Source organism: Bradyrhizobium sp. HKCCYLRH2060 (assembly GCF_051168135.1).
GTDB lineage: Bacteria > Pseudomonadota > Alphaproteobacteria > Rhizobiales > Xanthobacteraceae > Bradyrhizobium.
Genome location: NZ_JBNPUK010000001.1, coordinates 666,461 through 693,168 on the forward strand (window position 1 = coordinate 666,461; position 26,708 = coordinate 693,168).

The following is a 26,708-nucleotide window of genomic DNA, read 5'->3' on the forward strand; positions in this document are numbered from 1 at the left end:
GTGCCGCGCAAACTTCGCCGCAATCCGCTTCTCACCCGCTCAGGATGTGCTACCATTTTCGCGCAGGACCACTCGACGTGGCCGGCCAAAGGACGTCCTCAGATACGTTCCGAAAAGTAGACGCAGCCAGACGAGCTGCCTCATGGGAGTGAAGCGATGACATCGGCTTTCCACCGAAGCATTCTTGCGCTTGCAACAATCGGTCTTCTCGCCGGCACCAGCATTGCCGGCGCGCAGCAGAAATCCGACGCGGGTAAGCCGCTCAAGAAGTACGAATCGGGCACCAAGGAATTCTGGACGCATCCGCCGGACGACTGGTTCCTCGGCGACGAGACCGAGGCGCAGAAGGGGTTGGCGCCGCCATCGGGCCCGCCGACCGGCGCCTCCGATGCCGAGCTCGCCAAGATCGTCAAGCAGGTGAAGCTGCCCGACGGCTTCAAGATGGAAGTCTGGGCCTCGGGCGTGCTTGCCGCGCGGCAGATGGCCTGGGGCGACAAGGGCACGCTGTTCGTCGGCTCGTTCGGGCTCGGCAACGTCTATGCGATCAGCGACAAGGGCGGCAAGCGCGAGGTCAAGACGGTCCTCAAGGGCCTGAACATGCCGACCGGCCTCGCCTTCCAGGACGGCAATCTGTACGTCATCGCCGTCGACAAGCTGATCAAATATGAGAATGCCGAGGCCAATCTCGACAATCTCGGCCAGGGCAAGGTCGTCTATGACGACATGCCGTCCTATGCGGCGCATGGCTGGAAATACATCGCGGTCGACAAGGACGGCTGGTTCTATATTCCCTTCGGACCGCCCTTCAACATCGGCATTCCGCCGACATCGGTGTCGCAGATCCGCCGCGTCGATCCGCGCACCGGCAATGCCGAGATCTATGCGCTCGGCGTGCGCAACAGCGTCGGCGGCGACGTCGATCCGCGCACCGGCAAATACTGGTTCACGGAGAATGCGCGCGACTGGGTCAGTGACGATCTGCCGAGCGACAAACTCAACATGATCTCGAAGCTCGGCGAGCATTTCGGCTATCCCTATTGCCACCAGGGCGACCTGCCGGATCCGAAGTTCGCGATGGGCCACAAATGCTCGGAGTTCACGCCTCCGGTGCTGAACCTCGGGGCTCACGTCGCGCCCCTGGGCATGAAGTTCTATACCGGCGACCAGTTCCCGGCGGAGTACAAGAACAACATCCTGATCGCCGAGCACGGCTCCTGGAACCGGCACAAGTACCAGGGCGCCCGGATCATGCGCGTCATCGTCGGTCCCGACGGCAAGGACGCCAAGCAAGAGGTGTTCGCTTCCGGCTTCATCGAGGGCGACCAGGGCTACCTCGGCCGTCCCGACGACATCATCCTCGCCAAGGACGGTTCGATCTTGGTGGCGGACGACTGGGCCGGCGCGATCTATCGCATCAGCTACGAGAAGAAGTGATCTCGTCGTGAAAGCGGGGCTGCGCGCTGCCTTATGGCGGCCGCAGCCCCAACTATTTTCGGGGCTGCGCGTTGATCTGAGCGTGGCGATCCCGGCCGCGCAGGCGAAGCCGGGCATTCGGAGGATTTGACATGCGTCATGGAGTTGCCGCTGCGGCATGCGTGCTGGCGCTGGTGTTGATGAGCCCCTCCGCGCAGGCGGCTGATGTCGAAGCCGGCAAGGCAAAGGCCGAGCTCTGCGTCGGCTGCCATGGCGAGAACGGCATCTCGCAGACCGAGAACATTCCTTCGCTAGCCGGCCAGCAGGACCAGTTCATCCAGTGGCAGCTGGTGTTCTTCCGGGCCGGCACCCGCAAGAACGAGGCGATGAAGCCGATCATCGATCAGCTGAACAACGAGGACATCCGCAACCTCGGCGCCTATTTCGCTTCGCTGCAGCCGGCGAAGTCACCGCCCGACGATAATCCGGAGCTGTCGAAGAAGGGCGCCGAAGCCGCCGCCGGTCGCCGCTGTGCCTCATGCCATCTCGACAGCTATGCCGGCACCAAGGGCGTGGCGCGGCTCGCCGGCCAGCGCGAGGAATATCTCGTCAAGGCGCTGCACGACTACAAGAGCGGACAACGTGTCGGCGGCAGCCAGGCCGCGATGACGGATGTTGCCTATCCGCTGAGCGACGAGGAGATCACGGCGCTGGCGCATTATCTGGCGCATTTGTAGTCGGGATGGTTGCCAAGACAAAGGCCGTCGTCCCGGACGACGGTCCGGGACCCATACCGCGGAATCTATCGAGGGACTTCGCTCATCGTTGCCGCCTCATCGAGGCTACTTCCCCCGCTGTGCCTCGTAAACCTTGAGCTGGGTATAGGCGATGCGCAGCCGCGGCACCGGGACCTTGGCGGCATCGGCGCGGGCGACGAGATCGCCGATGACGTGATCGGCCTCGACCGGCAGACCGGCGCGCAGATCGCGGAACATCGAGGCGGTCATGGGGGAACCCTCCGCCGTGAGCATGCCGGAAACGCGCTGGAAGAAGGCGCCGGCCGGAGGGTAGCCTGCAGCCGCAGCGGTGGCGCTGCATTCATCGAGCATGCCGAGCAGGAAATCCTTGCCGCCCGGCGCGGTCAGGATCACGCCGACCGGCCCGCGCATCAAGGTGGTCGACGCCGCGAGCGAGGACAGGAAAACCCACTTCTCCCACATGTCCTGCATGATGTTCTCGCTGGCCGACGCATTGAAATTGCCGCGCTGGAAAATCTCGAAGATCGCGCGGACGCGCTCTGATGATCCGCCGTCGCGTTCGCCGAAGCTCAGCGACTGCATCGGCTGCAGCTGCACCACCTCGCGGCTCTCGTTCAAGGTCGCGGCGATGGCGCAGAGCCCGCCGAGCACGCGCGCGCGACCGAACCTGGCGTCGAGCACGTCGAGGTGCCTCATGCCGTTCAGCATCGGAATGATCGCGGTGTCAGGTCCCACCGCGGGTGCAAACGAGTCGATCGCGTCGTCGAGATCAAACGCCTTGCAGCTCAGCAGTACGACGTCGAAGTGCTGCTTCAAACCGTCCGCCTGCACCGTCTTCGGATTGGGCAAGGTGACGTCACCGGTCGGACTGCGGATCACGAGGCCGGCACTGGCGAGCTCAGCCGCGCGGCGCGGGCGGACCAGGAAGGTGACATCGGCACCGGACTGCAGCAGCCGGCCGCCGAAATAGCCGCCGATGGCACCGGCGCCGACGACGAGAATACGCATGGGTGGATCCCTCTGTGAGCGGGCCGCATCATGCAGAAGCGAGCGACGAATGGCGAGCAGCGAATGGGAATAGGCTCCATTCCTATTCGCTACTCCCTATTCGCCATTCGCCTCTACCATTTCTCGCCGAACGGCCGGATCTCCATTTCGAAGGTCCAGGCGCTCTTCGGCTGCTGGTAGAGCTGCCAATAGGCACCGGCGACCGACGCCGGCGGCATCAGCAGGTCCGGATTGTCCAGCGCCTCCTGACCCCAGAGCTGGGCGCGGCGCTCGCGGACCCAGGCGGTATCGACGCCGGAATCGATGATGAGATGGGCGACATGGATGTTCTGCGGCATCAGTTCGCGCGCCATCGCCTGCGCCACGGCGCGCAGTCCGAACTTGGCCGAAGCGAAGGCGGCATAGCCGGAGCCGCCGCGCAGCGACGCGGTCGCGCCGGTGAAGAAGATCTTGCCGCCGCCGCGGGGCAGCATCAGCCGGGCGGCCTCGCGCCCGGTGACGAAGCCGGCCCAGCACGCCATCTCCCAGACCTTGCGGAACACCCGGTCCGTCGTCTCGAGGATCGGGAAGTTCACGTTGGCGCCGACGTTGAAGATCACGACCTCGAGCGGCGCATGCCTGTCGGCGTCGTTGAGGAAGGCGGTGGTCTCGTCCTCCTTGCGGGCATCGAGCGAGCGCGCCACGATCCGCCCGCCGGCGGCCTCGACCTCTGCGACCAGCGGCGCGAGCTTGTCGCCATTGCGGCGGCCGGCGAACACCGTGAAGCCTTCCGACGCGAACTTCTTGACGATCTCGGCGCCGATGTAGTCGCCGGCCCCGACGACCGCGACGGTGGCGTTGCGCTGTTGCATGCTTTGTCTCCCGATCTCACTTCAGCGTCATTGCGAGGAGCCCCGGGTCTCGCCTATGGCGAGCCCGTCGGGCCGTGCTTCGCGCGGACCCGTCGGCTCGCGATGATGGCGATCACTTGCCCAGGATATATTCCTCGACGTCGCGCAACTGCTCCTTGCCGAAGAACATCTCGTTGCCGACGAAGAAGGTGGGCGAACCGAATGCGCCGCGCTCGACGGCGGCTTGCGTGTTCTCCACGAGCTTCGCCTTGACCTCGGGCTCCTGGGCGCGCGCGAACAGCTTGGCCCCGTCGAGCCCGGAGGATGTGATCGCAGCAATCGCGATCTCGGGATCGTCCATCTTCTTCGGCTCGCGCCACATGTGGTGGAACGCCGCGTCGACATAGGCCTCGAACACGCCTTCGAGCTGGGCGGCGATGGCCGCGCGCATCAGGTTCAGCGTATTCACCGGGAAGTATGGATTCCAGACCCAGGGCTGCACGTGGTAGCGCTTGAGGAAACGCTGCGTCTCGACCTCGTGGAACTCACGCTTGTTCCTGACGCCGGCGAGCGACTCGGCGGGCGACTTGTTGTTGGTCGCCTTGAAGATGCCGCCGAGCAGCACCGGGACATAGTAGAACTGGACGCCGATCCGCTGCACGATCGCCGGGATCGCCTCGTGGCTCAGATAGGCGTTGGGACTGCCGAAGTCGAACATGAATTCTGGCGCTGGACGGCTCATGGGCGGTCTCCTCGGTTTTTCACATTGTGGTCCAGCGCAGCAGCCCCGTCCAGGGTTTTATGACGGTCATCATATTCCAGCGGCCGGGAGGCATCGGAGTGCATCAGATCATCCTGTGCACCGTCCGCTTGCGCCAGACCACGAGATAATAGCTCATCTGCAGCAGCATCATCGCGGCGAATGTAATGGGATAGGCGAGCCAGACGCCGTCGAGTCCGATGCTGCGGCTAAGCCAGGTGGCAGCCGGCACCTCGATCGCGGCGATCGCAAACGCCGAGATCGCCAGCGGCATCCACACCGTTCCGGACGCGCGCATCGCCGACGAGAACGTGATGGATATGCCGAACAGCACCGAGCTCCACAGCACGATGTGCAGCGAATGCTGCGCCACCTCGATGACGGCTGGGTCGGTGATGAAGAAGCCCATCAGCACCCGTGAGAACAGATAGCCGATCGCGACGAGGCCGCCGGTCAGCACGACATTCATCTCGATGCCGGTCCGCACGATGTCGCCGATCTGCTTGGCCTGGCCGCGGCCGATCGCCTGGGCGCCGAAGATCGAGACCGAGATCGCGATCGACAGCGCCGGAAACTGCACATAGCCGAGCACCTGGTTGACCGCGCCATAGGCCGCCGTCGCGTCCGAGCCGAAGCCGTTGACTAGGCCGATCAGCACCATCTCCGCCAGGGACATCACGATCATGCCGATCGCGGCGGGGATGCCGAGCCGCAGCACCGCCCGCAGCAGTTTCGCGTCCGGCAGCATGCCCCGCAGGAGTGCCGTATCGATCGCCAACGGGTGCTTGCGCCGGCGCAGATGGACATGGAGCCAGGCCAGCGTCGTCAGCGTCGAGATTGCCGAGGCCCAGGCCGCACTGGCGACGCCGAGAACGGGCGCGCCGAGCCAGCCGCGGATGAACACCGGCGTCAGCACCAGCCCGAGCGTGGTCGACGCGGCGAGCGAGGCCAGCGGCGTCACGGTGTCGCCGACGCCGCGCATCTGCGAGGACAGCAGGATGTAGGCGAAGGTCAGCGGCATTGTGATCATCATGATGCGGGCATAGCCCGCGGCCGCATCCAGGATGTTGGCGGGCGTGGCGAGGGCGGTGAGCAGTTCGCGGCTGAAGACGCCACCCAGCACCGCGATCAGGCCGCCAAGCAGCAGCGCGATGCTCAGCGTCGTGCCGGCGATCTGCTTCACCTTCGCGGGCTCGCCGGCACCCCAGGCCTGTCCGATCAGAACGCCGGCGCCCGAGCCGAGGCCCATGACGAAGGAGACGAAGAAGAACATCGCCGGGAAGAACACCGAGACCGCGGCGAGCGCATCGACGCCGATCATCTGGCCGAGATAGACATTGTTGATGGTGCCGAACAGCGATTGCAGGATATTGCTCAGCATCATCGGGACGACGAACATCAGGAACGGCTTGCGCAGCGAGGCGGTTGGCGGCGACACGGCGTGGTTCTCCGTCGACCGCCCTTCGTTCGAGGCACGGCCGTGTTGCGAGGAATGGAAGCGAGAGCCGCCGCGAGCGGCCGCTCTCGTTGACTGTCGAAATCAGCCGATCTCACTCGGCCCTGTGGCGATGCGCGAGCGCCACTGCATGGTCGCGGATGTCGGGCGGCCAGTCCGCGATCAAGCCGGCGAAGCGGGCGAGATCGCCGGCGAACAGCGCGCGGGACGCCTCCTCGAACTGTGGCAGGTTGCTGCCGATCCCCGACATGAAATGATAGGCCGCGTCGCGCGCCTCGCGGGCGCGGTCGCTGTCGCCGTTGGCGCGGCGGGCTTCGTGGACCAGCTTGCGCAGGGCGACCGAGGCGCCGCCCGGCTGCGCATTGAGCCATTCCCAGTGCTGCGGCAGCAACGTGACCTCGCGGGCCACGACCCCGAGCTTTGGCCGGCCGCGGCCGCGCGGCCCGGTCGGCGGCTGGTCTGCGACCACGCCGGCGTCGACCGGCAGGCGGGCCAGGATATCCCGGTCGCTGCCGCGCAGATCGATGTCGATCGGCTGCCCGGTGCGGTCGTTGAAGATCACGATCGGCTCGATGTTCGGCGCGGCGTGTTTCAGCACCAGCGCCACCTTGGGCAGGGGCCCGGCGGCGATCCGGGTCTGGCCGGCAAATGCGGTGAAAGTGTCCATGGCTTGGTCCCGTTGATGCGCTTAATAAGACCCGGGCGAAATTAAAGTCAATATTACCCGGATAATTATTGTGACTCTCCTCCAGTGCCGAGGACGCCTCGCCGAACCCGTGCCGTCCTGCTACGGAACGCCGCCCGCCACTCGATCCGTCCCTGGGAACCCCATGCTCACCGTTCACCACCTCAACAATTCCCGCTCGCAACGCGTGCTCTGGCTGCTCGAGGAGCTCGGCGTCCCCTATGAGATCATCCGCTACGAGCGCCAGCCCGACATGCGCGCGCCCAAGGAGCTGCGCGCCATTCATCCGCTCGGCAAGTCGCCCGTGATCACCGACAACGGCAACACGGTCGCGGAGTCCGGCGCGATCGTCGAATATCTGATCGAGACCTATGGCGATGGCCGCCTGATCCCGCCGTCGAAGACGCCGGAGCGGCTGCGCTATTCGTACTGGTTGCACTATGCAGAGGGCTCGGCGATGCCGCTGCTGCTGCTGAAGCTGCTGTTCAACATCATGCCGAAGCGCGCGCCGGCGCTGCTGCGTCCGATCGTGCGCAAGGTGTCGAACCAGGCGTTGAGCACGCTGGTCAATCCGCAATTGAAGCAGCACATGGCGTTCTGGGAAAGCGAGCTGCAGAAGAGCGAGTGGTTTGCGGGCGATTCGTTCACCGCGGCCGACATCCAGATGAGCTTCCCGCTGCAGGCGGCGGCATCGCGCGGCGGTCTGGAGCAGGGCCATCCGCGGGCGATGGATTTCCTCGCCCGCATCGAGGCACGGCCGGCCTACAAGATCGCGCTGGAGAAGGGCGGGCCCTACGAGGTCGGCCGCTGAAGCCGGCGTCTATTTCGACTGCGCGGCGGTGGCTTCCGTCGCCGCGATCACCTCGCGCACCAGGCGCGCGACGCCCTTGATGTCGCCGTCGGGGTCGATGGAATCACCGAGCCTGGCCACCACCATGCGCTGGCTCGGCATAATCACGAGCCGCTGGCCGAGCAGGCCAAAGGCGAAGAACGCATCCGCCGGAATGCCGGCGCGCGCCCGTCCCTGCGCGTGAACGTGCTGGCTGCGGTTGGTCCACAATCCCGCGCCATAGTCGGTGTCCAGCGTCGCGGTCGCCGACATCGCCACCCAGCCCTCGGGCAGGATGCGCTTGCCGCCGGCGACGCCGTCGCCGAGATAGAGCAGCCCCAGCTTCGCCCAGTCCCGCGCGCTCGCCAGCATGTTGCCGTAACCTTGCAGCGTGCCGGTGCCGTCGAACTGCAGCGTCGGGCTGCGCATGCCGAGCGGATGGAACAGCTCGCGCCACGCGAATTCGATCGCCTGCTCGGGACCGCCGGCGGCGTCGCGGATGATGCGCGCCAGGATCTGGGTGCTCGCGCTCGAATAGGCCCAGCGCTGTCCCGGCGGCGCGATCAGCGGCGCATGCACCGCGAACGCCGCCATGTCGCGGTGGATGTCCATCTGGCTCGACGGATCGAAGCCGGAATTGGTTTCGTCCAGCGCCAGGCCTGATGTCATGCGCATCAACTGCTCGACGGTGATGTCGTGGCGCGGATCCCTTGGCTCGCGCCATTCCGCGACCGGCGCCGGGATCGACGGGCTCAGTCTGCCCTGCCGGGTGAGGATGCCCAGCAGCGCATTGGTGACCGTCTTGGTCATCGAGAACCCCATGAGCGGGGTATCGACGCCGATGTTCGGCGCATAGCGTTCCGCGATCAGGCGACCGTCCTTGACGACGACGATCGCCTTGGTGCGGCGGAATGGCGGGCTGGCCGGCTCCTCGAAGGCGTGATCGAGCGCCGCCTTCAGCGCGGGATCGCTGGGCTCCACCGCAGCGTCTTCGGCGAAGTCGGGCAAGGCGGGAGCAGGCGCCGCGGCGCGCAGCGCAGCGACGTCGGTGTGGGGCACGTAAGGCGGCTTCTGACCCTGAAGCGCCACGCAACCGAGACCGTCGTGATACGAGGCCCGGGTGGCGTGCAGGCCGAGCAGCGACACCTCCACCATGCGCATGTCGGGCTCCACCCGGTAGCGCATCACGGCCCGCAACCGGCGCAGACCGGGCCGTTCCATGGTCTCCGCAAACACCGTCTGCGGATCGAGGCCGGAGACGTAGGTCTTGGCGCAGATCATCTCGGCGACCACGGTGGTCGCGACGCGCAGCGCCCGGTCAGGCCGATAGGTGAGCCACCCCGCCACCAGCAGGGCCGCAAACACCAACAGACCGACCACGAATCTTCGCAAATGCACCAGAACGTCCGACGCCGTCTCGCGGGCGAGCCTCGCTGCGCCCTGGTATGCTTCTAACGCGCCTCGGTCACCACGCCAACGGAGGGAAGCTGGTGCAGGGCCCCGCCGGGCGGCGGCAAATCGTCATCCGGGCCACGACCTCCTCCTCCCGGCCGGGAACCGGGCACCTCAGCGCCCGGCCGCGGTGGCGCCCTTGCTGCGCGGATCGGGCGCGCCGACAAATCCATCCGGCGTCACCAGAATGGAGTTGGCCGAGGTCCGTCCCATCGGCTCCTCGATCTTGTGGCCGCGGGCGCGCAGGCCGGCGAGCACGTCATCGGCAAAACCCTTCTCGATCCGGACCTCGTCGGGCATCCATTGGTGATGCAGGCGAGGCGCGGTGACGGCCTGGCGGACGTCCATCCGATAGTCGAGCACGTTGACGATCACCTGCAGCGCGGTCGAGATGATGCGGCTGCCGCCGGGCGAGCCGGTGACGAGCACGGGCTTGCCATCCTTCAGCACGATGGTCGGCGACATCGACGACAGCGGCCGCTTGCCGGGGCCCGGCAGGTTGGCCTCGAAGCCGACCAGGCCGAAGGCGTTGGAGGCGCCGGGCGCGGCGGTGAAATCGTCGAGCTCGTTGTTGAGCAGCACGCCGGTGCCCTCGGCGACGAGGCCGACGCCATAGGGGAAGTTCAGCGTGTAGGTGTTGCTGACGGCATTGCCGTCATTGTCGACCACCGAAAAATGCGTGGTGTTGCTGCCCTCCCGCAGCGGCTTGGTGTTGAGAACGTCGCCGGCGCTGGTGGCGTGCGCGGGATCGATGCCGGCGCGCTGGCGCGCGGCATAGTCCTTCGACAGCATCGCGCGCACCGGCGCGTCGACGAAGGCGGGGTCGCCGAGATAGCGCGCACGGTCGGCATAGGCGCGCTTCATCGCCTCGATCAGCAGATGCAGCGATTCGGGCGAGCCCTGCTTCAGCTCAGCGAGCGGAAAGCCCTCGAGGATGTTCAGCATCTCGACCAGCACGGTGCCGCCCGACGACGGCAGCGGCATCGACACGATATCATAGCCGCGATAGGTGCCGCGCACCGGCGTGCGCAGCACCGGCTGGTAGGATTTGAGATCGTCCGCCGTCATGATGCCGCCGGCATCCTGGATCGCCTTGGCGAGTCGCTCGGCAACGGGGCCTTCATAGAAGCCGCGCGGTCCCTGCTCGGCGACGGCGGTGAGCGTCGCCGCCAGATCGCGCTGAATCAGCCGGTCTCCGTCCTTCAGCACGGTGCCATCGGGCCGCATGAAGATCGCGGCCGACGATTTCCATTTCGCCAGCCGCGGCGCCATCATCGGCAGCGTCACGGCGACGTCGTCGGCGACGGGGATGCCGTCGCGTGCCAGCACGATCGCCGGCTGCAGCACCTGCGCCAGCGTGAATTTGCCCGAGCCGTATTTCTCCAGCGCCAACGCGAGACCCGCCACCGATCCGGGGACGCCGATCGACAGCGCCGAATCGCGCGACTTGGCGTTGTCGGGCTTGCCGTCGGCGCCGAGGAAGATGTCGCGCGTGATCGCGGCGGGACCGGTCTCGCGATAGTCGATCGCGATATCCTCGTTGGACTTGGCGATGTGGATGACCATGAAGCCGCCGCCGCCGATGTTGCCGGCAACCGGATAGGTGACGGCCATCGCAAAGCCGGTGGCAACGGCGGCATCGACCGCGTTGCCGCCGAGCGCGAGAATGCGCTGGCCGACTTCGGCTGCGATCCTCTCCTGTGCCACCACCATGCCGTGGGCGGGCGGCTGCGCCGGCGCGGTGATACCGGGTGGCTGCGGGATATCGAAGGTTTGCGAATCCAGCGCCCGTGCGGGCAGGCAGCCGGCCAGCAACAGCATGAAACCCGCAAGGAGCCGTCGTCGATCAATCGTGAACGTGGTCATCGCAATTCTGCCGTTGCTGACATCCGCCTGGGATCGTCAGATGTTATAGGGCCGGGTCGCCGGCGTAAAACGCAACGCCGTGATCGTCGCGAGACGCGACGCTGGGATTGCAGAGGATTTTCGAATGGCCGTCATCACGATCGAGACCTCTGGCTCTGCCGACGGCCGAATCTATCCCGGGCGCGCGGCCGTCGTCAGCTGGATCTTGTTCGATTGGGCGGCGCAGCCCTATTTCACGCTGATCACGACCTTCGTCTTCGCGCCCTATTTCGCGGCGCATGTCGCGCCGGACGCGGCGAGCGGCCAGGCGCTGTGGGGCTTTGCGACCGCCGCGGCCGGCATCGTCATCGCGCTGCTGTCACCGGTGTTCGGCGCCATCGCCGATGCCACCGGGCGCCGCAAGCCGTGGATCGCGGCGTTCGGCGCGCTGCTCGTGATCGGCGCCGCGCTGATGTGGATCGGACGTCCCGGCGCGCCCGAGCTGATCCCGCCGCTGCTCGCGGCCTATGTGATCGCCACCATCGGCGTCGAGTTCGCCACCGTGTTCAACAACGCGATGATGCCGACCCTGGTGCCGCCGGAACGCATCGGCCGGCTGTCCGGCACCGGATGGGCCACCGGCTATGTCGGCGGCATCCTGTCGCTCATCATCGTGCTCGGCTTTCTCGCCGCCAATCCCGACAGCGGCCGCACGCTGTTTGGCTTCAAGCCGCTGTTCGGGCTCGATCCCGTGAGCCATGAAGGCGACCGCATCTCCGGTCCGCTCACCGGCCTCTGGTTCGTCGTGTTCGTGCTGCCGATGTTCCTGTTCACGCCGGACTATCCGGCGCGCCACCGGCTCGGCGCGGCCGTGCGCGAGGGCGTCGGCCAACTGAAGCAGACGCTGCGCAGCCTGCCGCAGCAGCGTGACGTTGCGCTCTTTCTCCTCGCCAACATGATCTACACCGATGGGCTGGTGTCGCTGTTCGCTTTCGGCGGCATCTATGCCGCCGGCACATTCGGCTGGAACACGATCCAGATCGGCACCTTCGGCATCATCCTCGCCGCCGCCGGCACGTTCGGTGGCTGGCTCGGCGGCAAGCTGGATGATTTTCTCGGGCCGAAGCGTGTGATCGCCGGCAGCATGACGCTGCTGCTGCTCGCGATCGTCGCGATTCTCATGGTGAGCCGTGATTCGGTCCTGTTCATTCCGGTGACGCCGGCCGTGCCGGGCGGCCCGCTGTTCGCCTCGCTGCCGGAGCGCGCCTATCTCCTGCTCGGCTGCGTCATCGGCGCCTGCGGCGCGCCGCTGCAGGCGGCCTCGCGCTCGCTGCTGATCCGCATGGTGCCGAAGGAGCGCGTCGCGCAGTATTTCGGCCTGTTCGCGCTCACCGGCAAGGTGACGTCGTTCGTCGGGCCATTGCTGATCGGCACCATCACCGCGGTCACTGCGAGTCAGAAGGCCGGCATGGCGGTGCTGGTGCTGTTCTTCGCGGCGGGGCTGCTGCTGCTGGCGCGAGTGGACGCAGTTGGTCGTGCAGGGCAGGGCGCTTGAAACTTATTCCGCCGTCATTCCGGGATGCGCCGCGTAGGCACAGGCCCGGAATCCATACTCACGGTCGTGGTTATGGATTCCGGGCTCGTCGCTACGCGACGCCCCGGAATGACGACGGAGATTGTCGGGCCGATCAGTGCCGGAAGTGCCGGACGCCAGTAAGCACCATGGCGATGCCGTGCTCGTCGGCGGCCTTGATGACCTCGTCGTCGCGCACCGATCCGCCCGGCTGGATCACGGCGGTGGCACCGGCCTCGATGCAGGCGAGCATGCCGTCGGCGAACGGGAAGAACGCGTCGGAGGCGACCACCGAGCCCTTGGTCAGCGGCTCGGCGAGCTTGAGCGCGCTGGCCGCATCCAGCGCCTTGCGTGCGGCGATGCGCGCCGAATCCACCCGGCTCATCTGTCCGGCGCCGATGCCGACGGTCGCCGAATCCTTAGCGTAGACGATCGTGTTCGACTTGACATGCTTGGCGACGCGGAAGGCGAAGCGCAGGTCGCGCAGCTCGGCGTCGGTGGGGGCGCGCTTGGTCACCACCTTCAGCTCCATGTCATCGACGACGGCATTGTCGCGGCTCTGCACCAGCAGGCCGCCGGCCACGGTCTTGGCGGTGAGGCCGGCTTCGCGCGGATCGGGCAGGGCGCCGGCGAGCAGCAGCCGCAGGTTCTTGCGCGCTGCGATGATCGAGATCGCCTCGTCGGTGGCGTCGGGCGCGATGATCACCTCGGTGAAGATGCCGGTGATGGCGCGCGCGGTGGCGGCGTCGAGCTTGCGGTTCATCGCGATGATTCCGCCGAACGCCGAGGTCGAATCGCAGGCCAGCGCCTTCTGATAGGCGGTGACGAGATCGGGGCCTTCGGCGACGCCGCAGGGATTGGCATGCTTGACGATGACGCAGGCCGCGGTGCGCGCCGGGTCGAACTCGGCGATGCACTCATAGGCCGCATCGGTGTCGTTGATGTTGTTGTAGGACAGCTCCTTGCCTTGGAGCTGGCGCGCGGTCGCGACGCCGGGACGGCGGCCGGGCAGCGCGTAGAACGCCGCATGCTGGTGCGGGTTCTCGCCATAGCGCAGCGACTGGATCAGCTTGCCGCCGAAGGCCCGGTAGTCGGGCGCGTCGTTCTGGATGGTGGCGGCGAACCAGTTGGAGATCGCAGCATCATAGGCGGCGGTGCGCGCATAGGCCTTGGCGGCAAGCCGGCGGCGCAGCAGCAAGGTGGTCGAGCCCTCGTGGCGCGCGAGGTCCTCGAGCACGGCCTCGTAGTCGTTGACGTCGACGACGACCGCGACATCCTCGTGGTTCTTCGAGGCCGCGCGGATCATCGCCGGGCCGCCGATATCGATGTTCTCGATGCAGTCGCTGAACGACGCGCCGCGCTCGGCGGTGGCCTCGAACGGATAGAGATTGACGACGAGGAGATCGATCGGCGCGATGTTGTGCGCCTTCATCGCCTCGGTGTGCTCGTCATTGCCGCGGATGGCGAGCAGGCCGCCATGCACCTTGGGATGCAGCGTCTTGACGCGACCGTCCATCATCTCGGGAAAGCCGGTGAGGTCGGAGACGTCCTTCACCTTCAGGCCGGCCTCGGCAATCGCCTTGGCGGTGCCGCCGGTGGAGATCAGTTCGACGCCGCGCGCGGCGAGCGCCAGCGCGAAGTCGGCGAGGCGGGTCTTGTCGGAAACAGAGAGCAGAGCACGGCGAACGCGACGAAGCTGGTTTGTCATGGCAAAGAGTCCTGTTGCAGGAGTTCAATTTGCCCAGGCGCACGGCGGTCGATCCCGCGCTCCCCGATGGTGCTCCATCCAAAGTCGCCAGTCGCGCGAGAGCCGGCCTCATATCAGCTTTTGCCGATGGCGACAACGGGGAGGTGTGTGTGCTCGGGCTCGATTGAGCGCTCATGTTGGCTCGAACGCGCGTCGCAGGCGGTGCCCTTACCTCGCCCCGCTTGCGGGGAGAGGTCGGATTGCATCGCCAGATGCAATCCGGGTGAGGGGGTACAGGCCTCGCCACGTACACTCCCCGTGCATCTGCACCTCACCCCGACCCTCTCCCCGTAAGAACGGGGAGAGGGAGCCTACTGTCCGTGCAGATATGGCGTGCATCTCGCAGCACGATTCGTCGGCTCATTCCTTGGCGCCGTACCGATCACAGCGGCAGTTCCGGCTCTTTCCGCGCGTTGCGGCGCCCGTTGGTCTCGGTCGGCGACACTGACGAGCGGACGAAGCTCCAGCGGATCGACGGGGCCTGCTGCGCGTCCTGCCGGATCACCAGTTGGGTGGTGCGGCGCGGACCGTCATTGCCGGCGAGAAACACGCTGTCCTCGAGATCGACGCGGTCGTCGAACGTCTCGAACGTCCAGACCTCGCGATTGGGCAGCACGAGCATGGCGCCGCGGCCGTCGCTGAGCCGGCTGGCCTTGACGGCCGGGTGCAGGTGGAAGCGCAGCGCGTAGTCCGAGCCGCCGCCGCGAAGCCGCGCGCCCTGCGCCGGCGTCACAGTGTCCTCGCCGTCGAGCCGCGAGCCATCCTCGGCCGCCACCAGCACGCGGCGATGGATCAGGCCGAATTTCGCCGCGTAGCCGTTGTGCGAGGTCGACAGCACGGTGCCGTCGGGCACGATCTCGCGGAAGTTCTCGACCCGCGTCGGACCCGACACGATCGGCGCGCCGTGCAGCAGGCGCTTCATCGCCGACATCTCGACGAAGGTGCAGGACGAGGTGTTGTGATAGGTCAGCGTCGAATGCGCCACCGTGCTGCGCGCGAAGGCACGCCAATTGTCGCGGCCAGTCGACGGCATGCCGCAATTGATCACGATGCGGCACGGTCCGGAGGACATCTCGAAGGCGAGGCAGCCGGCATGGGCCTCATGGCTCAGATGCGGTGGCGGCGGCGGACCGGTGTCGACGATGACCGTCATCGGTCCGGCGTCGAGCCGCTGGAAGCCGGAATGCGGCATGCTCGCCATCGGCGTGCCGTGGGTGTCGTCATAGGCGAGCAGGGTCGCCAGCAGGTCGGACGGGGTGCCGCCCATGCCGTTGAACAGCGCCATGTTGCCGTCGCCGTGCCGGAAGAAGCGCAGCATCGGCATCATGCGGTCGATGGCATTGAGCAGCGCCGGCGGCGGGGCGATGTTGCGGGCCGCAAACGTCTGCCGCAGCGGCAGCAGGTCGATCAAGAGCTCGATCAGCGCGCCCGGATTGCGCGAGACGTGGCCGCCATCGGGCAGGATCTGCCGCTGCAATTCGTCCGAGAGTTTCCGGGTCGCGCTGCGGATGTGCTTGGCCTGGTTGGCGAGGCATAGCGCCGCGTAGCACAGCGCAATCAGCACCTGCAGCCGCGGCGCGCCATCGGGAATGTCGATGGTCGAATAGCGCAGATAGCGGATCTCGCGGGTCAGCCCGCGCAGGTAGCGGCGGTAGAACTTGCCGTCGGAATCGGCCAGCACCAGCGGGGCCTGCGACAACAGCGAGATCACCCGCCGCGCCAGCACGTCGGCGCGCCGGCTCAAGGGATGGCGGCCGATCTGGTTGGTGATCCAGTCGTCGACCAAAGCGCGGGCGTTGGCGCGGGTCAGCGCGGTATCGGCTGCGCGCAGATGTCGCAGCCAGCCGAAGCCGAGCAGGGCCACCTCCCAGTCCTCGGACGGCGGCTCCAGGTCGAAGATCGAACGGCCGTGGCAGGTCACGATCTTGCCGGCGAAGACGAAGCGTCCGGCATAGATCTCGGCCGCCCGCGTCGCGTCCGACGTGCGCAGGTCATGCGGCGCAATGATGAGCCGGTCCGCGCGTCCTGGCCACAGCCCGGACACGGATACCGATACACCGCTGACGTTGGACATCAGGCTGCGCGCAAAGCGGCCCATCACCAGCGTCGATATGCGTCTGCGTTGAGCGGCGGACACGCCAAGCCTTGGATTCAGAGGGGGATTCGGTTGCGCATCCTTCATAGATCGCAACTGCCGCCGATACACCATTTTTGGCCCCGGTGCAGCACCATCGCGGGACCAGAATCTGGTGCAAAATCAGGATATAAACGGACTAACGCAACGCCGACGCCCTCAAAGCGCGGCCGACGCAGGGCCGGCGCAGAGCGCACACGATGACACGCTCACGGCCGCCGCTCCAGTCTCGCCGCATAAAAACCGTCGAGACCGCCAAGCCGGGGGTCCTGGTGCGGCAAATGACAGGGCAGGGTGCGCAGGTCGCCGGCCGGCGTGACCAGCTCGGCCAGTCCTGCCACCTCGCCGGAGGTCACGGGGATGCGGCGCAGCTCGGTGGTTTCGGCGAGCACGCGCTCGACCACCTGCTCGCCCTCCTCGGGCTCCAGCGAACAGGTGCAGTAGACCAGGGTTCCGCCCGGCTTGAGCAGGCTGGCCGCCCTGGTCAGCAGCCGCGTCTGCAGGCCCGACAATGCGGTGATGTCGGCCTCGCTGCGCAACCAGCCGACGTCGGGATGGCGCCGGATCGTGCCGGTCGAGGTGCAGGGCGCATCGAGCAGCAGGCCGTCGAAGCCGCCGCTCTCGGCCGGCTGCCATTCGGCGGCATCGGCCACGACCGTCTCGGCCGCGAGCTGCAGCCGGGTCATGTTGTCCTTCAGCCGGTTCATCCGGGCCGGCGACCGGTCGACCGCGGTGACGCGGGCGCCGGCATGGGCGAGCTGGGCGGTCTTGCCGCCCGGCGCTGCGCAGAGGTCGGCGACGGCCTTGCCGCTGACGTTGCCGAGCAGGTGCGCAGGCAGGGCGGCAGCGGCGTCCTGGACCCACCATTGTCCCTCGGCAAAGCCCGGCAGCACCGTCACCGAGCCATGCAGCACGGTGCGCACGGTGCCGGTCGGCAGCACCTCGCCATGCAGTCGCGTTGCCCATTGCCCGGGGTCCGACTTCACCGTGAGGTCGAGCGACGGCTCCTGGCCGAGCGCCGCGGCGATGTCCCTGGCGGTCGCTTCGCCGTAATGATCGATCCAGCGCTTGAGCAGCCAGGGCGCGATATCAAGCGGCTGACCGGTGGCATCGTCGAGCAGGCTCGCGCCCTCGCGGGCGCAGCGCCGCAGCACCGCGTTGACGAGTCCGGCATATTTCGCGGCGCGACGGTCGGCCTGCACCAGGCGGACGGAGAGGTCGACGGCGGCGTGGTCGGGAACGTCCATCCAGAGGATCTGGGCGGCGCCGATCAGCAGCGCGCTCTGCGCCCGCGGCGCGTCGGTCGGCACGCCACGATCCAGCAGCCGCGACAGCACGTGGCCGAGCGTTCCGAGCCGCCGCAAGGTCGTGGCGACCAGCCGGCGCATCAGCGCGCGGTCGCGATCGGCGAGATGCTTCAGTCCGGGATGCGCGCCGGTTCCGTCGAGCTGATCGTCGAGGGTGCGATGCTTGTGCAGCACGCCGTCGACCACGTCGGCGGCGATGCGTCGTGCCGCCAGGCCTGGGACTTCGGAAGGGGTCGCAAAACGCGGCGGAGGCATGCCTGGGAATTACTCGCGAAAGAAGAAAGGCAGTTCCGCGACCATCGGGTGCATGCCATCAGCTTGCGGGTCCTCTGTCACCGGAATATGCCAAATGTAAGAATCGGCTCCGCTTTTTTTAGACCTGTTTTCCCCGGCGTGCTCACACGATCTGATGATGTCGGGAAGGATCCGGTGCAACGGTGGAATGGTACGATGAGCAACGAACCCAACAACGAGCGCAAGCCCGCATTGTCGGTGGTCGCCAGCAACGACAATCCGCGCAAGCCGCTCACTCCGGCCGCGCAGCGTGCGCTGGCCGAGGCGGAGGAGCGGCGTCGTCTCGCGGCGGAGCAGACGACGCTGATGCCGAAGGAGCTGCAGGGTCCGAAAGGACCGGAGCCGACCCGTTACGGCGACTGGGAGAAAAAGGGAATCATCTCGGACTTCTGATGCATCCGCCGGGCGCGCGCCGTCAGGCATGGTGATGGCGCGGGTGACGGAGAATCAGTTCGGCCGCTTCGGCTTCAGCGGGTCACGACCACCGTGGTGCCGATCGACACGCGCTCGTAGAGGTCGGTGATGTCGCTGTTGAGCATGCGGATGCAGCCGTAGGAGACGTAGCCGCCGACCGAGTTCGGCACGTTGGTGCCGTGGATGGCATATTCGCCGCCCGCGAGCGTCATGGCCGCGACGCCCATCGGATTCTGCGGCGAGCCGCCGGGGATCACGTCGGGGATGTTGGGCTTGTCGCGCTTGACGTCGGCCGGCGGCGCCCAGGCCGGATTCTTGTACTTGCCGTCGATCTTGGTGGTGCCGGCCCATTGCCGGCCGGCCTTGCCGACGCCGACCGTGTAGCGCATGGCGTGGCTGCCATCGAGCACGAGGTAGAGCTTGCGCTCGCCGGTCCTCACCACGATCGTGCCGGGCGAATAGTCGCCGGCGATGCTGACCAGCTCGGGACGGGCGGACGCAGAGTCGGCCGTCGTGACCGTGGCTCCGACCACCGACGCGGCCATCATCGCCGCCTTCACGGCCGGCCCGATCGCTCCATTCGGCCTTGCCATTCCTCTTCGCCCCATCGCTGCGACCTCCGCTCTTGCGGGAGCACTCGGATGGCTGGAGGAAATGAAAACTTCCTCTGCAAGTAAATGACCTGAAAACAACACTCGGCCGGAATCCGGCCCGCAACACGGATTCGCCGGCGGGGCCAGCGGAGCGAACCCGGCCGGGCACGTGCAATCTATTTGAGGCGGGTGATCGCCGACAGCGCCCGGACGGCGAATGTGCGCGGATGATCGTGGATGTAGTCGGACGTCGCCTGGCGGACGTAGTCGTGCTGGCGCACGTTCGATCCGATGGCCCACAGGGCTGCGGCCGCAACCACCATCCGGCCGCGCTGGGCCGCGTCGTAGCGCTGCTCCAGCGTGTCGTAGATGTCCTTCGGACCGCCGACCATGGCCACCGTGAGACGGGCGGTGTCGAGCGCGATGAGCTCGGACTGATTGGTGATGGAGGCGAAGAAGTCGAGGATCATGCGCACATAGCGGCCGTCGCCTTCAGCGAACGAGGCGCCCCACAGCAGGTCCAGGTCGGTCGGGGTCCTGATCGTGATGTCCTCGAGCCGGGCGGGAGCGCTGCCGAACTGATCCTCCAGCGTGGCGTCGAGGGCGCTGGCGCCGAAACGGCCGCGAAACCTGCCAGCCTCAGCGACATGTCCCGAGAGCCGGACCGCGGCCAGGAAGGCCGAAGCCGCCTTGCCGTCTCCCTCCGGCGGCGCCAGCCGATCGATCCAGTCCGGATGCAGCGCGAAGGACCGCGCCAACAGCCCGGTCACCGGCGGGTAGGCGGTCCAATCCCGCCCTTCCGACTTCAGGGTCGCGAACACATGGACCAGGCCCTCGATGCGCGGATCCCGGTAGAAGAACGCGACCGAGGTCTTCAGTTCCGGCGACTGCGGCATGAGCTGCGCCGTCGAAGGACCGATCCCGCCCGCCAGAGCGAGGAGAACGCAGCCCAGCCGGGCCGCGTTCTCCAACCGTCTCCTGAGAGGTCCAGCGGACATGCGCTAGGCCTGCTTCTCCTTGCGGTTCTGCCGGTGCTGGACGAGATCATCGACCACGCCGGGATCGGCAAGGGTCGAGGTGTCGCCGAGCGCGCCCGGCTCGTCCTCGGCGATCTTGCGCAGGATGCGGCGCATGATCTTGCCAGAGCGGGTCTTGGGCAGGCCGGGGGCGAACTGGATCTGGTCGGGCGAGGCGATCGGGCCGATCTCCTTGCGCACCCAGGCGACGAGCTCCTTGCGCAGCTCCTCGCTCGGCTGCTCGCCGGCCATCAGGGTGACATAGGCGTAGATGCCCTGGCCCTTGATGTCGTGCGGATAGCCGACCACGGCCGCTTCCGAGACCTTGGCGTGCGCGACCAGCGCGCTCTCCACCTCGGCGGTGCCCATGCGGTGGCCGGAGACGTTGATGACGTCATCGACGCGGCCGGTGATCCAGTAATAGCCATCGGCGTCGCGGCGACAGCCGTCGCCGGTGAAGTACTTGCCCTTGTAGGTCGAGAAGTAGGTCATCTCGAACCGGGCGTGATCGCCGTAGACGGTGCGCATCTGGCCCGGCCAGGAGCGGGTGAGGCAGAGATTGCCCTCGGTCGCGCCTTCCAGCGTCTTGCCGTCGGCATCGACGATCTCGGGCACGACGCCGAAGAACGGCCGCGTCGCCGAGCCCGGCTTGAGCTTGGTCGCGCCCGGCAGCGGCGTGATCAGGATGCCGCCGGTCTCGGTCTGCCACCAGGTGTCGACGATCGGGCAGCGGTCGTCGCCGACGACGCGGTGATACCACTCCCAGGCTTCCGGATTGATCGGCTCGCCGACCGAGCCGAGCAGGCGCAGAGACGCGCGCGAGGTCTTCTTCACCGGCGCGTCGCCGCCCTGCATCAGCGCGCGGATCGCGGTCGGCGCGGTGTAGAAGATGTTGACCTTGTGTTTGTCGATGACGTTCCAGAACCGCGAATTGTCCGGATAGTTCGGCACGCCTTCGAACATCAGCGAGATGGCGCCGTTGGCCAGCGGTCCATAGAGGATGTAGCTGTGGCCGGTGACCCAGCCGACGTCGGCGGTGCACCAGTAGACGTCGCCCTCGTGATAGTCGAACACGTATTGATGCGTCATCGCGGCGTAGACGAGATAGCCGCCGGTGGTGTGCAGCACGCCCTTGGGCTGGCCGGTCGAGCCCGAAGTGTAGAGGATGAACAGCGGATCCTCCGCATGCATCGGCTCGCACGGGCATTCGGTCGTCACCATCTCCGCGGCCTCGTGATACCAGAGGTCGCGGCTCGGATTCATCTCGATCTTGCCGCCGGTGCGCTTGACCACGACGACCCAGTCGACATTGTCGACCTTGTTCAGCGCCGCGTCGACATTGGCCTTGAGCGGCACCTTGCGGCCGCCGCGCAGGCCCTCGTCGGCGGTGATGATGATCTTGGAATCGCAGTCCTTGATGCGCTGGGCGAGCGAGTCCGGCGAGAACCCGGCGAACACCACCGAATGGATGGCGCCGATGCGGGCGCAGGCCAGCATCGCGTAAGCCGCCTCCGGGATCATCGGCAGGTAGATGGTGACGCGGTCGCCCTTCTTGACGTTGCGGTTGCGCAGGATGTTGGCCATCCGGCACACCTCGTCGTGCAGCTCGCGATAGGTGATGTGCTTGGACTGCGAGGGGTCGTCGCCCTCCCAGATGATCGCGGTCTGGTCGCCGCGGGTGGCGAGATGGCGGTCGACGCAGTTGTAGGCGGCGTTGAGGACGCCGTCCTCGAACCATTTGATCGAGATGTTGCCGGGTGCGTAGGAGACGTTCTCGATCTTCGTCGGTGCCTTGACCCAGTCGACGCGCCTGGCCTGCTCGGCCCAGAAGCCGTTGGGGTCCTTGATCGAGCGCGCGTACATCTCCTGGTACTTCGCGTCGTCGACGAAGGCGCGTTTCGCCCACTCGGCCGGAACGTCGTAGATCTTCTCGGACATTTCACACCCTCCACATGCGGCCCGCCGTGGTCCGGCGCAGGCCATCGTTGTTCCCACTATGCGTCCGCGTAACCGGCGGCGACAAGGCAAGACAAGTAGGACCTTCGGCGGGGAGGCGGTCTGCGCAGGATCAAAGAATTGTGCGCGGAGGTTGAGCGCGCCGGTCACACTTCGGAGGTCGCTACAGTCTGCAGCATCAAGGTTACCCGGAATCGGGGCGCGCACCGGTATTTTGCAACCGTTCTGCCCAAAATTAGGGACTCGCTATCCGGCCCGTCACGCCCTAAATCGCCTTGAAGCTGTGGATAACCCGGCCGGAACCAAACCGGACTCCGGGGCATTGAGCGGATGAAAACGACGGCAGGGCGTCTAAAGCAATGATGGACCAGCAGAATTTCGAGAGCCCGCGGGTCGGCCCGGCCGATGCCGATGTCGCGCTCGCGAAGGCGCTGGGCCAGTGGCCGCCCAAGCCGCCGCGCCGCAAGCTGACCTTGAAGGATCTCGCCCACGCCAAGACCGCCGACGCGCAAGGCAACGCCAAGACCTCGGTCGAGGAACTCGCCAAGCGCATCGGGCTGAAGCTCGGCGACCAGACCGCGCTGACCATCCGCCGCATCAGGCGGGGCAAGAGCTACACCTTCATCCGCGCCAACGGCACCCCGATCCGCCACGCCGGCACCATTCGCCGCCTGCATGCGATGGCGGTGCCGCCGGCCTATCGCGAGGTGCGCTACGCCCCCGATCCGAACCTGCATCTGCAGGCGGTGGGTGTCGACGCCGCCGGCCGGCTGCAATATCGCTATCACGCCGATTGGGAGAAGGTGCGCGAGCATCGCAAGGCGCATCGTCTCGCCAAGCTGGTCGGCGCGCTGCCGCGCATCCGCCGCGCGGTGTCGAAACATCTCGCCGGCGACGAGCCGACGCGCGAGTTCGCGCTGTCCGCCGTGATCGAGCTGATCGCGCGCACCGCGATCCGTCCCGGCAACGAGTCCTATGCGCGGCTGAACGGCACGCGCGGCGCCACCACATTGTTGAAGTCGAACGTCACGCTCGAGGATGACTCCCTGGTGCTGACCTTCAAGGCCAAGGGCGGCAAGGCGGTGCGCAAGGAATGCGACGCCGCCAAGCTGGTGCGGGCCGTCGGCATCCTGCGCGGCGTCCCCGGCCGCCGCATGTTCCAATACCGCGACGCCCAGCGCGTGGTGCGCGCGGTCTCGACCACCCAGGTCAACGCGTTCCTGCGCGAGATCGCCGGCATCAAGATCTCGCTGAAGGATTTCCGCACGCTGATGGCCTCGGCCGTCGCCCTGGAGACCTTGTCGCGAATCACGCCCGCGGCGAGCGCGCGCGGCCGCAAGAAGCAGATCCTGGAAGCGATCCGCGCCGCCGCCGACGAGCTCACCAACACGCCGGCGATCTGCCGCAAGAGCTACGTGCACGACACCATCGTCACGGCGTTCGAGGACGGCATCCTCGAACGCTTCGCCGCCACCATGAAGGGCCAGCGCTCGCAGACGCGGCGCGAGCAGTTGCTGGCGCAAGTGGTGACGGCGGTCTCGGCCTGACGCCTCAAACGATCAAGCCTGGCACCGCGGCCCGATCTTCGCCGAGGCGAGGAAGCGCGCGATCGGGTCGAGCTGCTTGCACGACGCCGCCGACGTCTTCACGGGCTGCGGATTGCGCTTGACCGGCCGCAGCACAGCGGCTTTGCCGGACGCCTTCGCCCGGCGCGCCGGCGACGCGCTACGCCCTTCCGCCCGCACGGCCCGCGAGACCAGTGGCAGATAGACGTCCTCGTTGTACTCGATCGGCTGTGTCGCGAAGCTGCGATCCGTCTCGCTCAGCGTATCAACGCCCGGAATGGGCTCGCGGATCAGCGACGAGGTCGTGTCGCTCATGTCGCCGGGCGTCGCCGCGGCGAGCACCATCTTCGTTGCAAGCAAGCAGCAGATTATCACGAGGCAGAACCCCGCAATCCAGATCGTTCTGTTCACTGTAGGAAACCCCCGCCGATCGCGCCGGACAGTGCGGGACATCCCCTTCCCGCAGCCGGCGCCGTGCCGACCAATCAACCTTAAGAAAGTCTTACTCGCAATATTTTCGGCAGGTTCGGCCGGGCTCGGCTCGCATTGTAGTTAATGGCGACGGTGATCGGTCATCGGCCTCGGCCAATGACCGACAGAGAGCTGATCAGTTCGCAGCAGGCTGCGACATTGCGGCGCAGTTCTCGTTCAATGAGTCGGCGAGACGATCTCGATCGCCGCAGGTTTCACGGATCACGTTAAATTATGCGCCGAAACTCGCTTCCGAACGCGGCGTAGCTCGGCCCGACACGACGCGAGAGCAACAGCGCTCTCCAACGCATCGATGTCGCAGTCGAACTCATCGTGCGGCTCTGCCGCCGTCTTCATTAGGGAGCTACCCATGTCCAAGCGCATTGCCTTCCTCGCTGCCGCCGCCTTCAGCGCGCTGTCGCTGACCTCGATCGTCGTCGCACCCGCGCACGCCGAGGAGAAGACCGTGATGGTCGGAGGCGCGGCGATGTACCCGTCGAAGAACATCGTGCAGAACGCGGTCAACTCGAAGGATCATACGACGCTGGTCGCCGCGGTGAAGGCCGCGGGCCTCGTGCAGACGCTGGAAGGCAAGGGACCGTTCACGGTGTTCGCGCCGACCAACACCGCGTTCGGCAAGCTGCCGGCCGGCACCGTCGACAGCCTCGTCAAGCCGGAGAACAAGGCGACGCTGACCAAGATCCTCACCTATCACGTCGTGCCCGGCAAGCTCGAGGCGTCCGACCTGAAGGACGGCCAGATGCTGAAGACGGTCGAGGGCGAGCAGCTCACCGTCAAGCGCGAGGGCAAGAACGTCATGATCGTCGACGCCAAGGGCGGCACCTCGATGGTCACGATCCCCAACGTCAACCAGTCGAACGGCGTCATCCACGTGGTCGACACCGTGCTGATGCCGGCGTCGTGAGGCCCGGCGCGACACCGGACACATCCGTTTCTTCCTCCTCCTCGCGGATGTGACCAGGAGCGAGCCGGGCCCACCCCCGGCTCGCTTTTTTGTGAACGCCATAGTTTTCACGTATCGATTTGATCGGCGCCAGAGCGTAACGGGGCCCGCCGAGCCGGCGTATAATGACCGTGACGAATGCAAGCGACGGAGCCGACCGCCATGACGAGCGCCACCACCAGCGCCCCCTCGACCCTCGCGGCGACCGGGGGACCTGCAACTGGAGTCGCGACCAAGGTCATTCAGCCGGCCTGGGTGCGCGTCATGCATTGGATCAACGCCGTCGCGATGATCATGATGATCATGTCGGGCTGGCAGATCTACAACGCCTCGCCGCTGTTCGACTTCCGCTTCGACCGCAGCTTCACGCTCGGCGGCTGGCTCGGCGGCGCGCTGCTGTGGCACTTCGCGGCGATGTGGCTGCTGATGCTGAACGGGCTCGCTTATCTCGTCACCGGTCTCGCCACCGGCCGGTTCCGCCGCAAGCTGCTGCCGGTCTCGCCGGCGTCCGTCATCGCCGACCTCAAGGCCGCGCTGACCTTCAAGCTCGCCCATGACGACCTCACCGCCTACAACGCGGTGCAGAAGCTGCTCTATCTCGGCATCATCGGCGTCGGCATCGTCGTCGTGCTCACCGGCCTGTCGATGTGGAAGCCGGTCCAGCTGCACTGGCTGGTCAGCCTGTTCGGCGACTATCCGGCGGCGCGCTACGTCCATTTCGTCTGCATGGCGCTGATCTGCGCCTTCCTGGTGATCCACATCCTGCTCGCGCTGCTGGTGCCGAAGAGCCTGCGCGCGATGATCATCGGCCGCTGAGAGGAGAGAGTATCATGGCCAAGCGTCCGTTCCTCATTCCCGGCGTCGACAAGCGGCTCCTGATCAAGGACTCGTTGAAGGTGATGCCCGACCTCACCCGGCGCCGCTTCCTTACCGGCGGCGCCAGCCTGGGCGCGCTGACCCTGCTCACCGGCTGCGACGTCGTCGACGGCGACACGGCGGAGGAGCTGCTCAAGAAGGTGTCGAAGTTCAACGACGCCGTGCAGGCCTGGATGTTCAATCCGGACGCGCTGGCGCCGACCTTTCCGGAGAGTGCGATCACCAAGCCGTTCCCGTTCAATGCCTACTACACGCTCGACGAGGCGCCGGAGATCGATGCCGCTGACTGGAAGCTCGAGGTGCGCGGCCTCGTCGACAACAAGAAGTCGTGGACGCTGGACGAGCTGCATGCGCTGCCGCAGGTCACGCAGATCACCCGCCACATCTGCGTCGAGGGCTGGAGCGCGATCGGCTCCTGGACCGGCACGCCCTTGCGCGACTTCCTCAAGCTGATCGGCGCGGATATCAGCGCGAAATATGTCTGGTTCAACTGCGCTGACAAGGACGGCTACAATTCGCCCTTGGACATGCGCACCGCGCTGCATCCGCAGACCCAGATGACCTTCAAATACGCCGACCAGATCCTGCCGCGCGCCTACGGCTACCCGATGAAGATCCGCGTCCCCACCAAGCTCGGCTTCAAGAACCCGAAATACGTCGTCGCGATGGAGGTCACCAACGACTACAAGGGTGGCTATTGGGAGGATCAGGGGTACAATTCGTTCAGCGGGAGCTGAGCGTCGGTCCGCTTGAGGCCGAGCT

23 protein-coding genes and 1 riboswitch are annotated in these 26,708 nt (G+C 66.6%); of the genes, 9 read left to right on the top strand and 14 right to left on the bottom strand.

Annotated features, from left to right (window positions below; all coding sequences use genetic code 11):
- The first annotated feature begins 156 nt into the window (after positions 1-156).
- Both ACQR10_RS02935 and ACQR10_RS02940 read left to right on the top strand, forming a co-directional pair.
- Positions 157-1,434, top strand: a complete 1,278-nt coding sequence (locus ACQR10_RS02935; protein ID WP_315800769.1) for a PQQ-dependent sugar dehydrogenase — start codon at positions 157-159, stop codon at positions 1,432-1,434.
- A gap of 131 nt (positions 1,435-1,565) precedes the next feature.
- Entirely contained in the window at positions 1,566-2,150 is a 585-nt protein-coding gene (locus tag ACQR10_RS02940; protein WP_316180246.1) for a c-type cytochrome, read from the top strand.
- Between the two features lie 105 nt (positions 2,151-2,255).
- Here the strand turns inward: ACQR10_RS02940 and panE are convergent, their stop codons facing one another.
- From panE to ACQR10_RS02965, 5 genes are all read right to left on the bottom strand, one after another.
- Positions 2,256-3,179, bottom strand: a complete 924-nt coding sequence (gene panE / locus ACQR10_RS02945) for a 2-dehydropantoate 2-reductase (protein ID WP_316180247.1) — start codon at positions 3,177-3,179, stop codon at positions 2,256-2,258.
- Positions 3,180-3,292: 113 nt separating this feature from the next.
- Positions 3,293-4,030: an SDR family oxidoreductase gene (locus tag ACQR10_RS02950; protein WP_316180249.1), complete on the bottom strand. Its 738-nt coding sequence runs from the start codon at positions 4,028-4,030 to the stop codon at positions 3,293-3,295.
- A gap of 112 nt (positions 4,031-4,142) precedes the next feature.
- Positions 4,143-4,751 (bottom strand): 2-hydroxychromene-2-carboxylate isomerase, encoded by a 609-nt coding sequence (locus ACQR10_RS02955; RefSeq protein ID WP_315800765.1) that lies wholly within the window; start codon positions 4,749-4,751, stop codon positions 4,143-4,145.
- Positions 4,752-4,854: 103 nt separating this feature from the next.
- Positions 4,855-6,168, bottom strand: coding sequence for an MATE family efflux transporter (locus tag ACQR10_RS02960; RefSeq protein ID WP_434911790.1), 1,314 nt, complete (start codon positions 6,166-6,168; stop codon positions 4,855-4,857).
- 151 nt (positions 6,169-6,319) lie between these two features.
- Complete coding sequence (locus ACQR10_RS02965; protein ID WP_434838817.1) at positions 6,320-6,892, bottom strand: DUF2239 family protein; 573 nt, start codon at positions 6,890-6,892, stop codon at positions 6,320-6,322.
- Between the two features lie 163 nt (positions 6,893-7,055).
- On the opposite strand from ACQR10_RS02965, the gene ACQR10_RS02970 reads away from it, so the two are divergent.
- Positions 7,056-7,721, top strand: coding sequence for a glutathione S-transferase family protein (locus tag ACQR10_RS02970; protein ID WP_434838818.1), 666 nt, complete (start codon positions 7,056-7,058; stop codon positions 7,719-7,721).
- Between the two features lie 9 nt (positions 7,722-7,730).
- On the opposite strand, the gene ACQR10_RS02975 is transcribed toward ACQR10_RS02970, so the two are convergent.
- Both ACQR10_RS02975 and ggt read right to left on the bottom strand, forming a co-directional pair.
- Positions 7,731-9,137 (bottom strand): serine hydrolase domain-containing protein, encoded by a 1,407-nt coding sequence (locus ACQR10_RS02975; RefSeq protein WP_434838819.1) that lies wholly within the window; start codon positions 9,135-9,137, stop codon positions 7,731-7,733.
- Between the two features lie 168 nt (positions 9,138-9,305).
- A complete protein-coding gene (gene ggt, locus ACQR10_RS02980) occupies positions 9,306-11,012 on the bottom strand; it encodes a gamma-glutamyltransferase (RefSeq protein WP_434838820.1) in 1,707 nt (568 codons plus the stop codon).
- A 169-nt stretch (positions 11,013-11,181) separates the two neighbouring features.
- Here ggt and ACQR10_RS02985 point away from each other — a divergent pair, with 169 nt between their 5' ends.
- A complete protein-coding gene (locus tag ACQR10_RS02985; RefSeq protein WP_434838821.1) occupies positions 11,182-12,591 on the top strand; it encodes an MFS transporter in 1,410 nt (469 codons plus the stop codon).
- A 133-nt stretch (positions 12,592-12,724) separates the two neighbouring features.
- Here the strand turns inward: ACQR10_RS02985 and purH are convergent, their stop codons facing one another.
- The 3 genes from purH to ACQR10_RS03000 form a co-directional block, all read right to left on the bottom strand.
- Positions 12,725-14,317, bottom strand: a complete 1,593-nt coding sequence (gene purH, locus ACQR10_RS02990; protein ID WP_315800759.1) for a bifunctional phosphoribosylaminoimidazolecarboxamide formyltransferase/IMP cyclohydrolase — start codon at positions 14,315-14,317, stop codon at positions 12,725-12,727.
- A 24-nt stretch (positions 14,318-14,341) separates the two neighbouring features.
- Positions 14,342-14,422, bottom strand: a riboswitch (ZMP/ZTP riboswitch).
- A gap of 316 nt (positions 14,423-14,738) precedes the next feature.
- Positions 14,739-16,454 (bottom strand): heparinase II/III family protein, encoded by a 1,716-nt coding sequence (locus ACQR10_RS02995; RefSeq protein WP_434838822.1) that lies wholly within the window; start codon positions 16,452-16,454, stop codon positions 14,739-14,741.
- A gap of 245 nt (positions 16,455-16,699) precedes the next feature.
- Positions 16,700-18,052 carry an RsmB/NOP family class I SAM-dependent RNA methyltransferase gene (locus tag ACQR10_RS03000; RefSeq protein ID WP_434838823.1) on the bottom strand — a complete coding sequence of 451 codons (1,353 nt, stop codon included), beginning with the start codon at positions 18,050-18,052 and terminating at the stop codon, positions 16,700-16,702.
- Between the two features lie 195 nt (positions 18,053-18,247).
- On the opposite strand from ACQR10_RS03000, the gene ACQR10_RS03005 reads away from it, so the two are divergent.
- Complete coding sequence (locus ACQR10_RS03005) at positions 18,248-18,484, top strand: DUF1674 domain-containing protein (RefSeq protein WP_434838824.1); 237 nt, start codon at positions 18,248-18,250, stop codon at positions 18,482-18,484.
- Positions 18,485-18,558: 74 nt separating this feature from the next.
- Here the strand turns inward: ACQR10_RS03005 and ACQR10_RS03010 are convergent, their stop codons facing one another.
- From ACQR10_RS03010 to acs, 3 genes are all read right to left on the bottom strand, one after another.
- Entirely contained in the window at positions 18,559-19,053 is a 495-nt protein-coding gene (locus ACQR10_RS03010) for a L,D-transpeptidase (RefSeq protein ID WP_434838894.1), read from the bottom strand.
- A gap of 221 nt (positions 19,054-19,274) precedes the next feature.
- The gene (locus ACQR10_RS03015; protein WP_434911778.1) at positions 19,275-19,994 is read right to left on the bottom strand and encodes a hypothetical protein; all 720 of its coding nucleotides are present in this window, start codon (positions 19,992-19,994) and stop codon (positions 19,275-19,277) included.
- Positions 19,995-20,099: 105 nt separating this feature from the next.
- Complete coding sequence (gene acs, locus ACQR10_RS03020; protein WP_434908055.1) at positions 20,100-22,052, bottom strand: acetate--CoA ligase; 1,953 nt, start codon at positions 22,050-22,052, stop codon at positions 20,100-20,102.
- 377 nt (positions 22,053-22,429) lie between these two features.
- Between acs and ACQR10_RS03025 the strand changes: the two genes are divergently transcribed.
- Positions 22,430-23,617, top strand: coding sequence for a DNA topoisomerase IB (locus tag ACQR10_RS03025; protein WP_434911779.1), 1,188 nt, complete (start codon positions 22,430-22,432; stop codon positions 23,615-23,617).
- 12 nt (positions 23,618-23,629) lie between these two features.
- Here the strand turns inward: ACQR10_RS03025 and ACQR10_RS03030 are convergent, their stop codons facing one another.
- The gene (locus tag ACQR10_RS03030) at positions 23,630-23,995 is read right to left on the bottom strand and encodes a hypothetical protein (RefSeq protein ID WP_434911780.1); all 366 of its coding nucleotides are present in this window, start codon (positions 23,993-23,995) and stop codon (positions 23,630-23,632) included.
- Between the two features lie 481 nt (positions 23,996-24,476).
- On the opposite strand from ACQR10_RS03030, the gene ACQR10_RS03035 reads away from it, so the two are divergent.
- The 3 genes from ACQR10_RS03035 to ACQR10_RS03045 all read left to right on the top strand — a co-directional run bounded on the left by ACQR10_RS03035 (position 24,477) and on the right by ACQR10_RS03045 (position 26,683).
- Complete coding sequence (locus ACQR10_RS03035) at positions 24,477-25,031, top strand: fasciclin domain-containing protein (protein ID WP_316180273.1); 555 nt, start codon at positions 24,477-24,479, stop codon at positions 25,029-25,031.
- A 201-nt stretch (positions 25,032-25,232) separates the two neighbouring features.
- On the top strand, positions 25,233-25,886 hold the full coding sequence (locus tag ACQR10_RS03040) for a cytochrome b/b6 domain-containing protein (RefSeq protein WP_316180275.1): 654 nt from the start codon (positions 25,233-25,235) through the stop codon (positions 25,884-25,886).
- A 14-nt stretch (positions 25,887-25,900) separates the two neighbouring features.
- A complete protein-coding gene (locus tag ACQR10_RS03045; RefSeq protein WP_315800749.1) occupies positions 25,901-26,683 on the top strand; it encodes a molybdopterin-dependent oxidoreductase in 783 nt (260 codons plus the stop codon).
- Positions 26,684-26,708: the final 25 nt, after the last annotated feature.

Bases quoted from the DNA above. Each gene is read 5' to 3' on its own strand.
- ACQR10_RS02935 (WP_315800769.1), top strand. From the start codon at position 157: ATGACATCGGCTTTCCACCGAAGCATTCTTGCGCTTGCAACAATCGGT.
- ACQR10_RS02940 (WP_316180246.1), top strand. From the start codon at position 1,566: ATGCGTCATGGAGTTGCCGCTGCGGCATGCGTGCTGGCGCTGGTGTTG.
- panE (WP_316180247.1), bottom strand. From the start codon at position 3,179: ATGCGTATTCTCGTCGTCGGCGCCGGTGCCATCGGCGGCTATTTCGGC.
- ACQR10_RS02950 (WP_316180249.1), bottom strand. From the start codon at position 4,030: ATGCAACAGCGCAACGCCACCGTCGCGGTCGTCGGGGCCGGCGACTAC.
- ACQR10_RS02955 (WP_315800765.1), bottom strand. From the start codon at position 4,751: ATGAGCCGTCCAGCGCCAGAATTCATGTTCGACTTCGGCAGTCCCAAC.
- ACQR10_RS02960 (WP_434911790.1), bottom strand. From the start codon at position 6,168: ATGTTCGTCGTCCCGATGATGCTGAGCAATATCCTGCAATCGCTGTTC.
- ACQR10_RS02965 (WP_434838817.1), bottom strand. From the start codon at position 6,892: ATGGACACTTTCACCGCATTTGCCGGCCAGACCCGGATCGCCGCCGGG.
- ACQR10_RS02970 (WP_434838818.1), top strand. From the start codon at position 7,056: ATGCTCACCGTTCACCACCTCAACAATTCCCGCTCGCAACGCGTGCTC.
- ggt (WP_434838820.1), bottom strand. From the start codon at position 11,012: ATGCTGTTGCTGGCCGGCTGCCTGCCCGCACGGGCGCTGGATTCGCAA.
- ACQR10_RS02985 (WP_434838821.1), top strand. From the start codon at position 11,182: ATGGCCGTCATCACGATCGAGACCTCTGGCTCTGCCGACGGCCGAATC.
- purH (WP_315800759.1), bottom strand. From the start codon at position 14,317: ATGACAAACCAGCTTCGTCGCGTTCGCCGTGCTCTGCTCTCTGTTTCC.
- ACQR10_RS02995 (WP_434838822.1), bottom strand. From the start codon at position 16,454: ATGGGCCGCTTTGCGCGCAGCCTGATGTCCAACGTCAGCGGTGTATCG.
- ACQR10_RS03000 (WP_434838823.1), bottom strand. From the start codon at position 18,052: ATGCCTCCGCCGCGTTTTGCGACCCCTTCCGAAGTCCCAGGCCTGGCG.
- ACQR10_RS03005 (WP_434838824.1), top strand. From the start codon at position 18,248: ATGAGCAACGAACCCAACAACGAGCGCAAGCCCGCATTGTCGGTGGTC.
- ACQR10_RS03010 (WP_434838894.1), bottom strand. From the start codon at position 19,053: ATGATGGCCGCGTCGGTGGTCGGAGCCACGGTCACGACGGCCGACTCT.
- ACQR10_RS03015 (WP_434911778.1), bottom strand. From the start codon at position 19,994: ATGCCGCAGTCGCCGGAACTGAAGACCTCGGTCGCGTTCTTCTACCGG.
- acs (WP_434908055.1), bottom strand. From the start codon at position 22,052: ATGTCCGAGAAGATCTACGACGTTCCGGCCGAGTGGGCGAAACGCGCC.
- ACQR10_RS03025 (WP_434911779.1), top strand. From the start codon at position 22,430: ATGATGGACCAGCAGAATTTCGAGAGCCCGCGGGTCGGCCCGGCCGAT.
- ACQR10_RS03035 (WP_316180273.1), top strand. From the start codon at position 24,477: ATGTCCAAGCGCATTGCCTTCCTCGCTGCCGCCGCCTTCAGCGCGCTG.
- ACQR10_RS03040 (WP_316180275.1), top strand. From the start codon at position 25,233: ATGACGAGCGCCACCACCAGCGCCCCCTCGACCCTCGCGGCGACCGGG.
- ACQR10_RS03045 (WP_315800749.1), top strand. From the start codon at position 25,901: ATGGCCAAGCGTCCGTTCCTCATTCCCGGCGTCGACAAGCGGCTCCTG.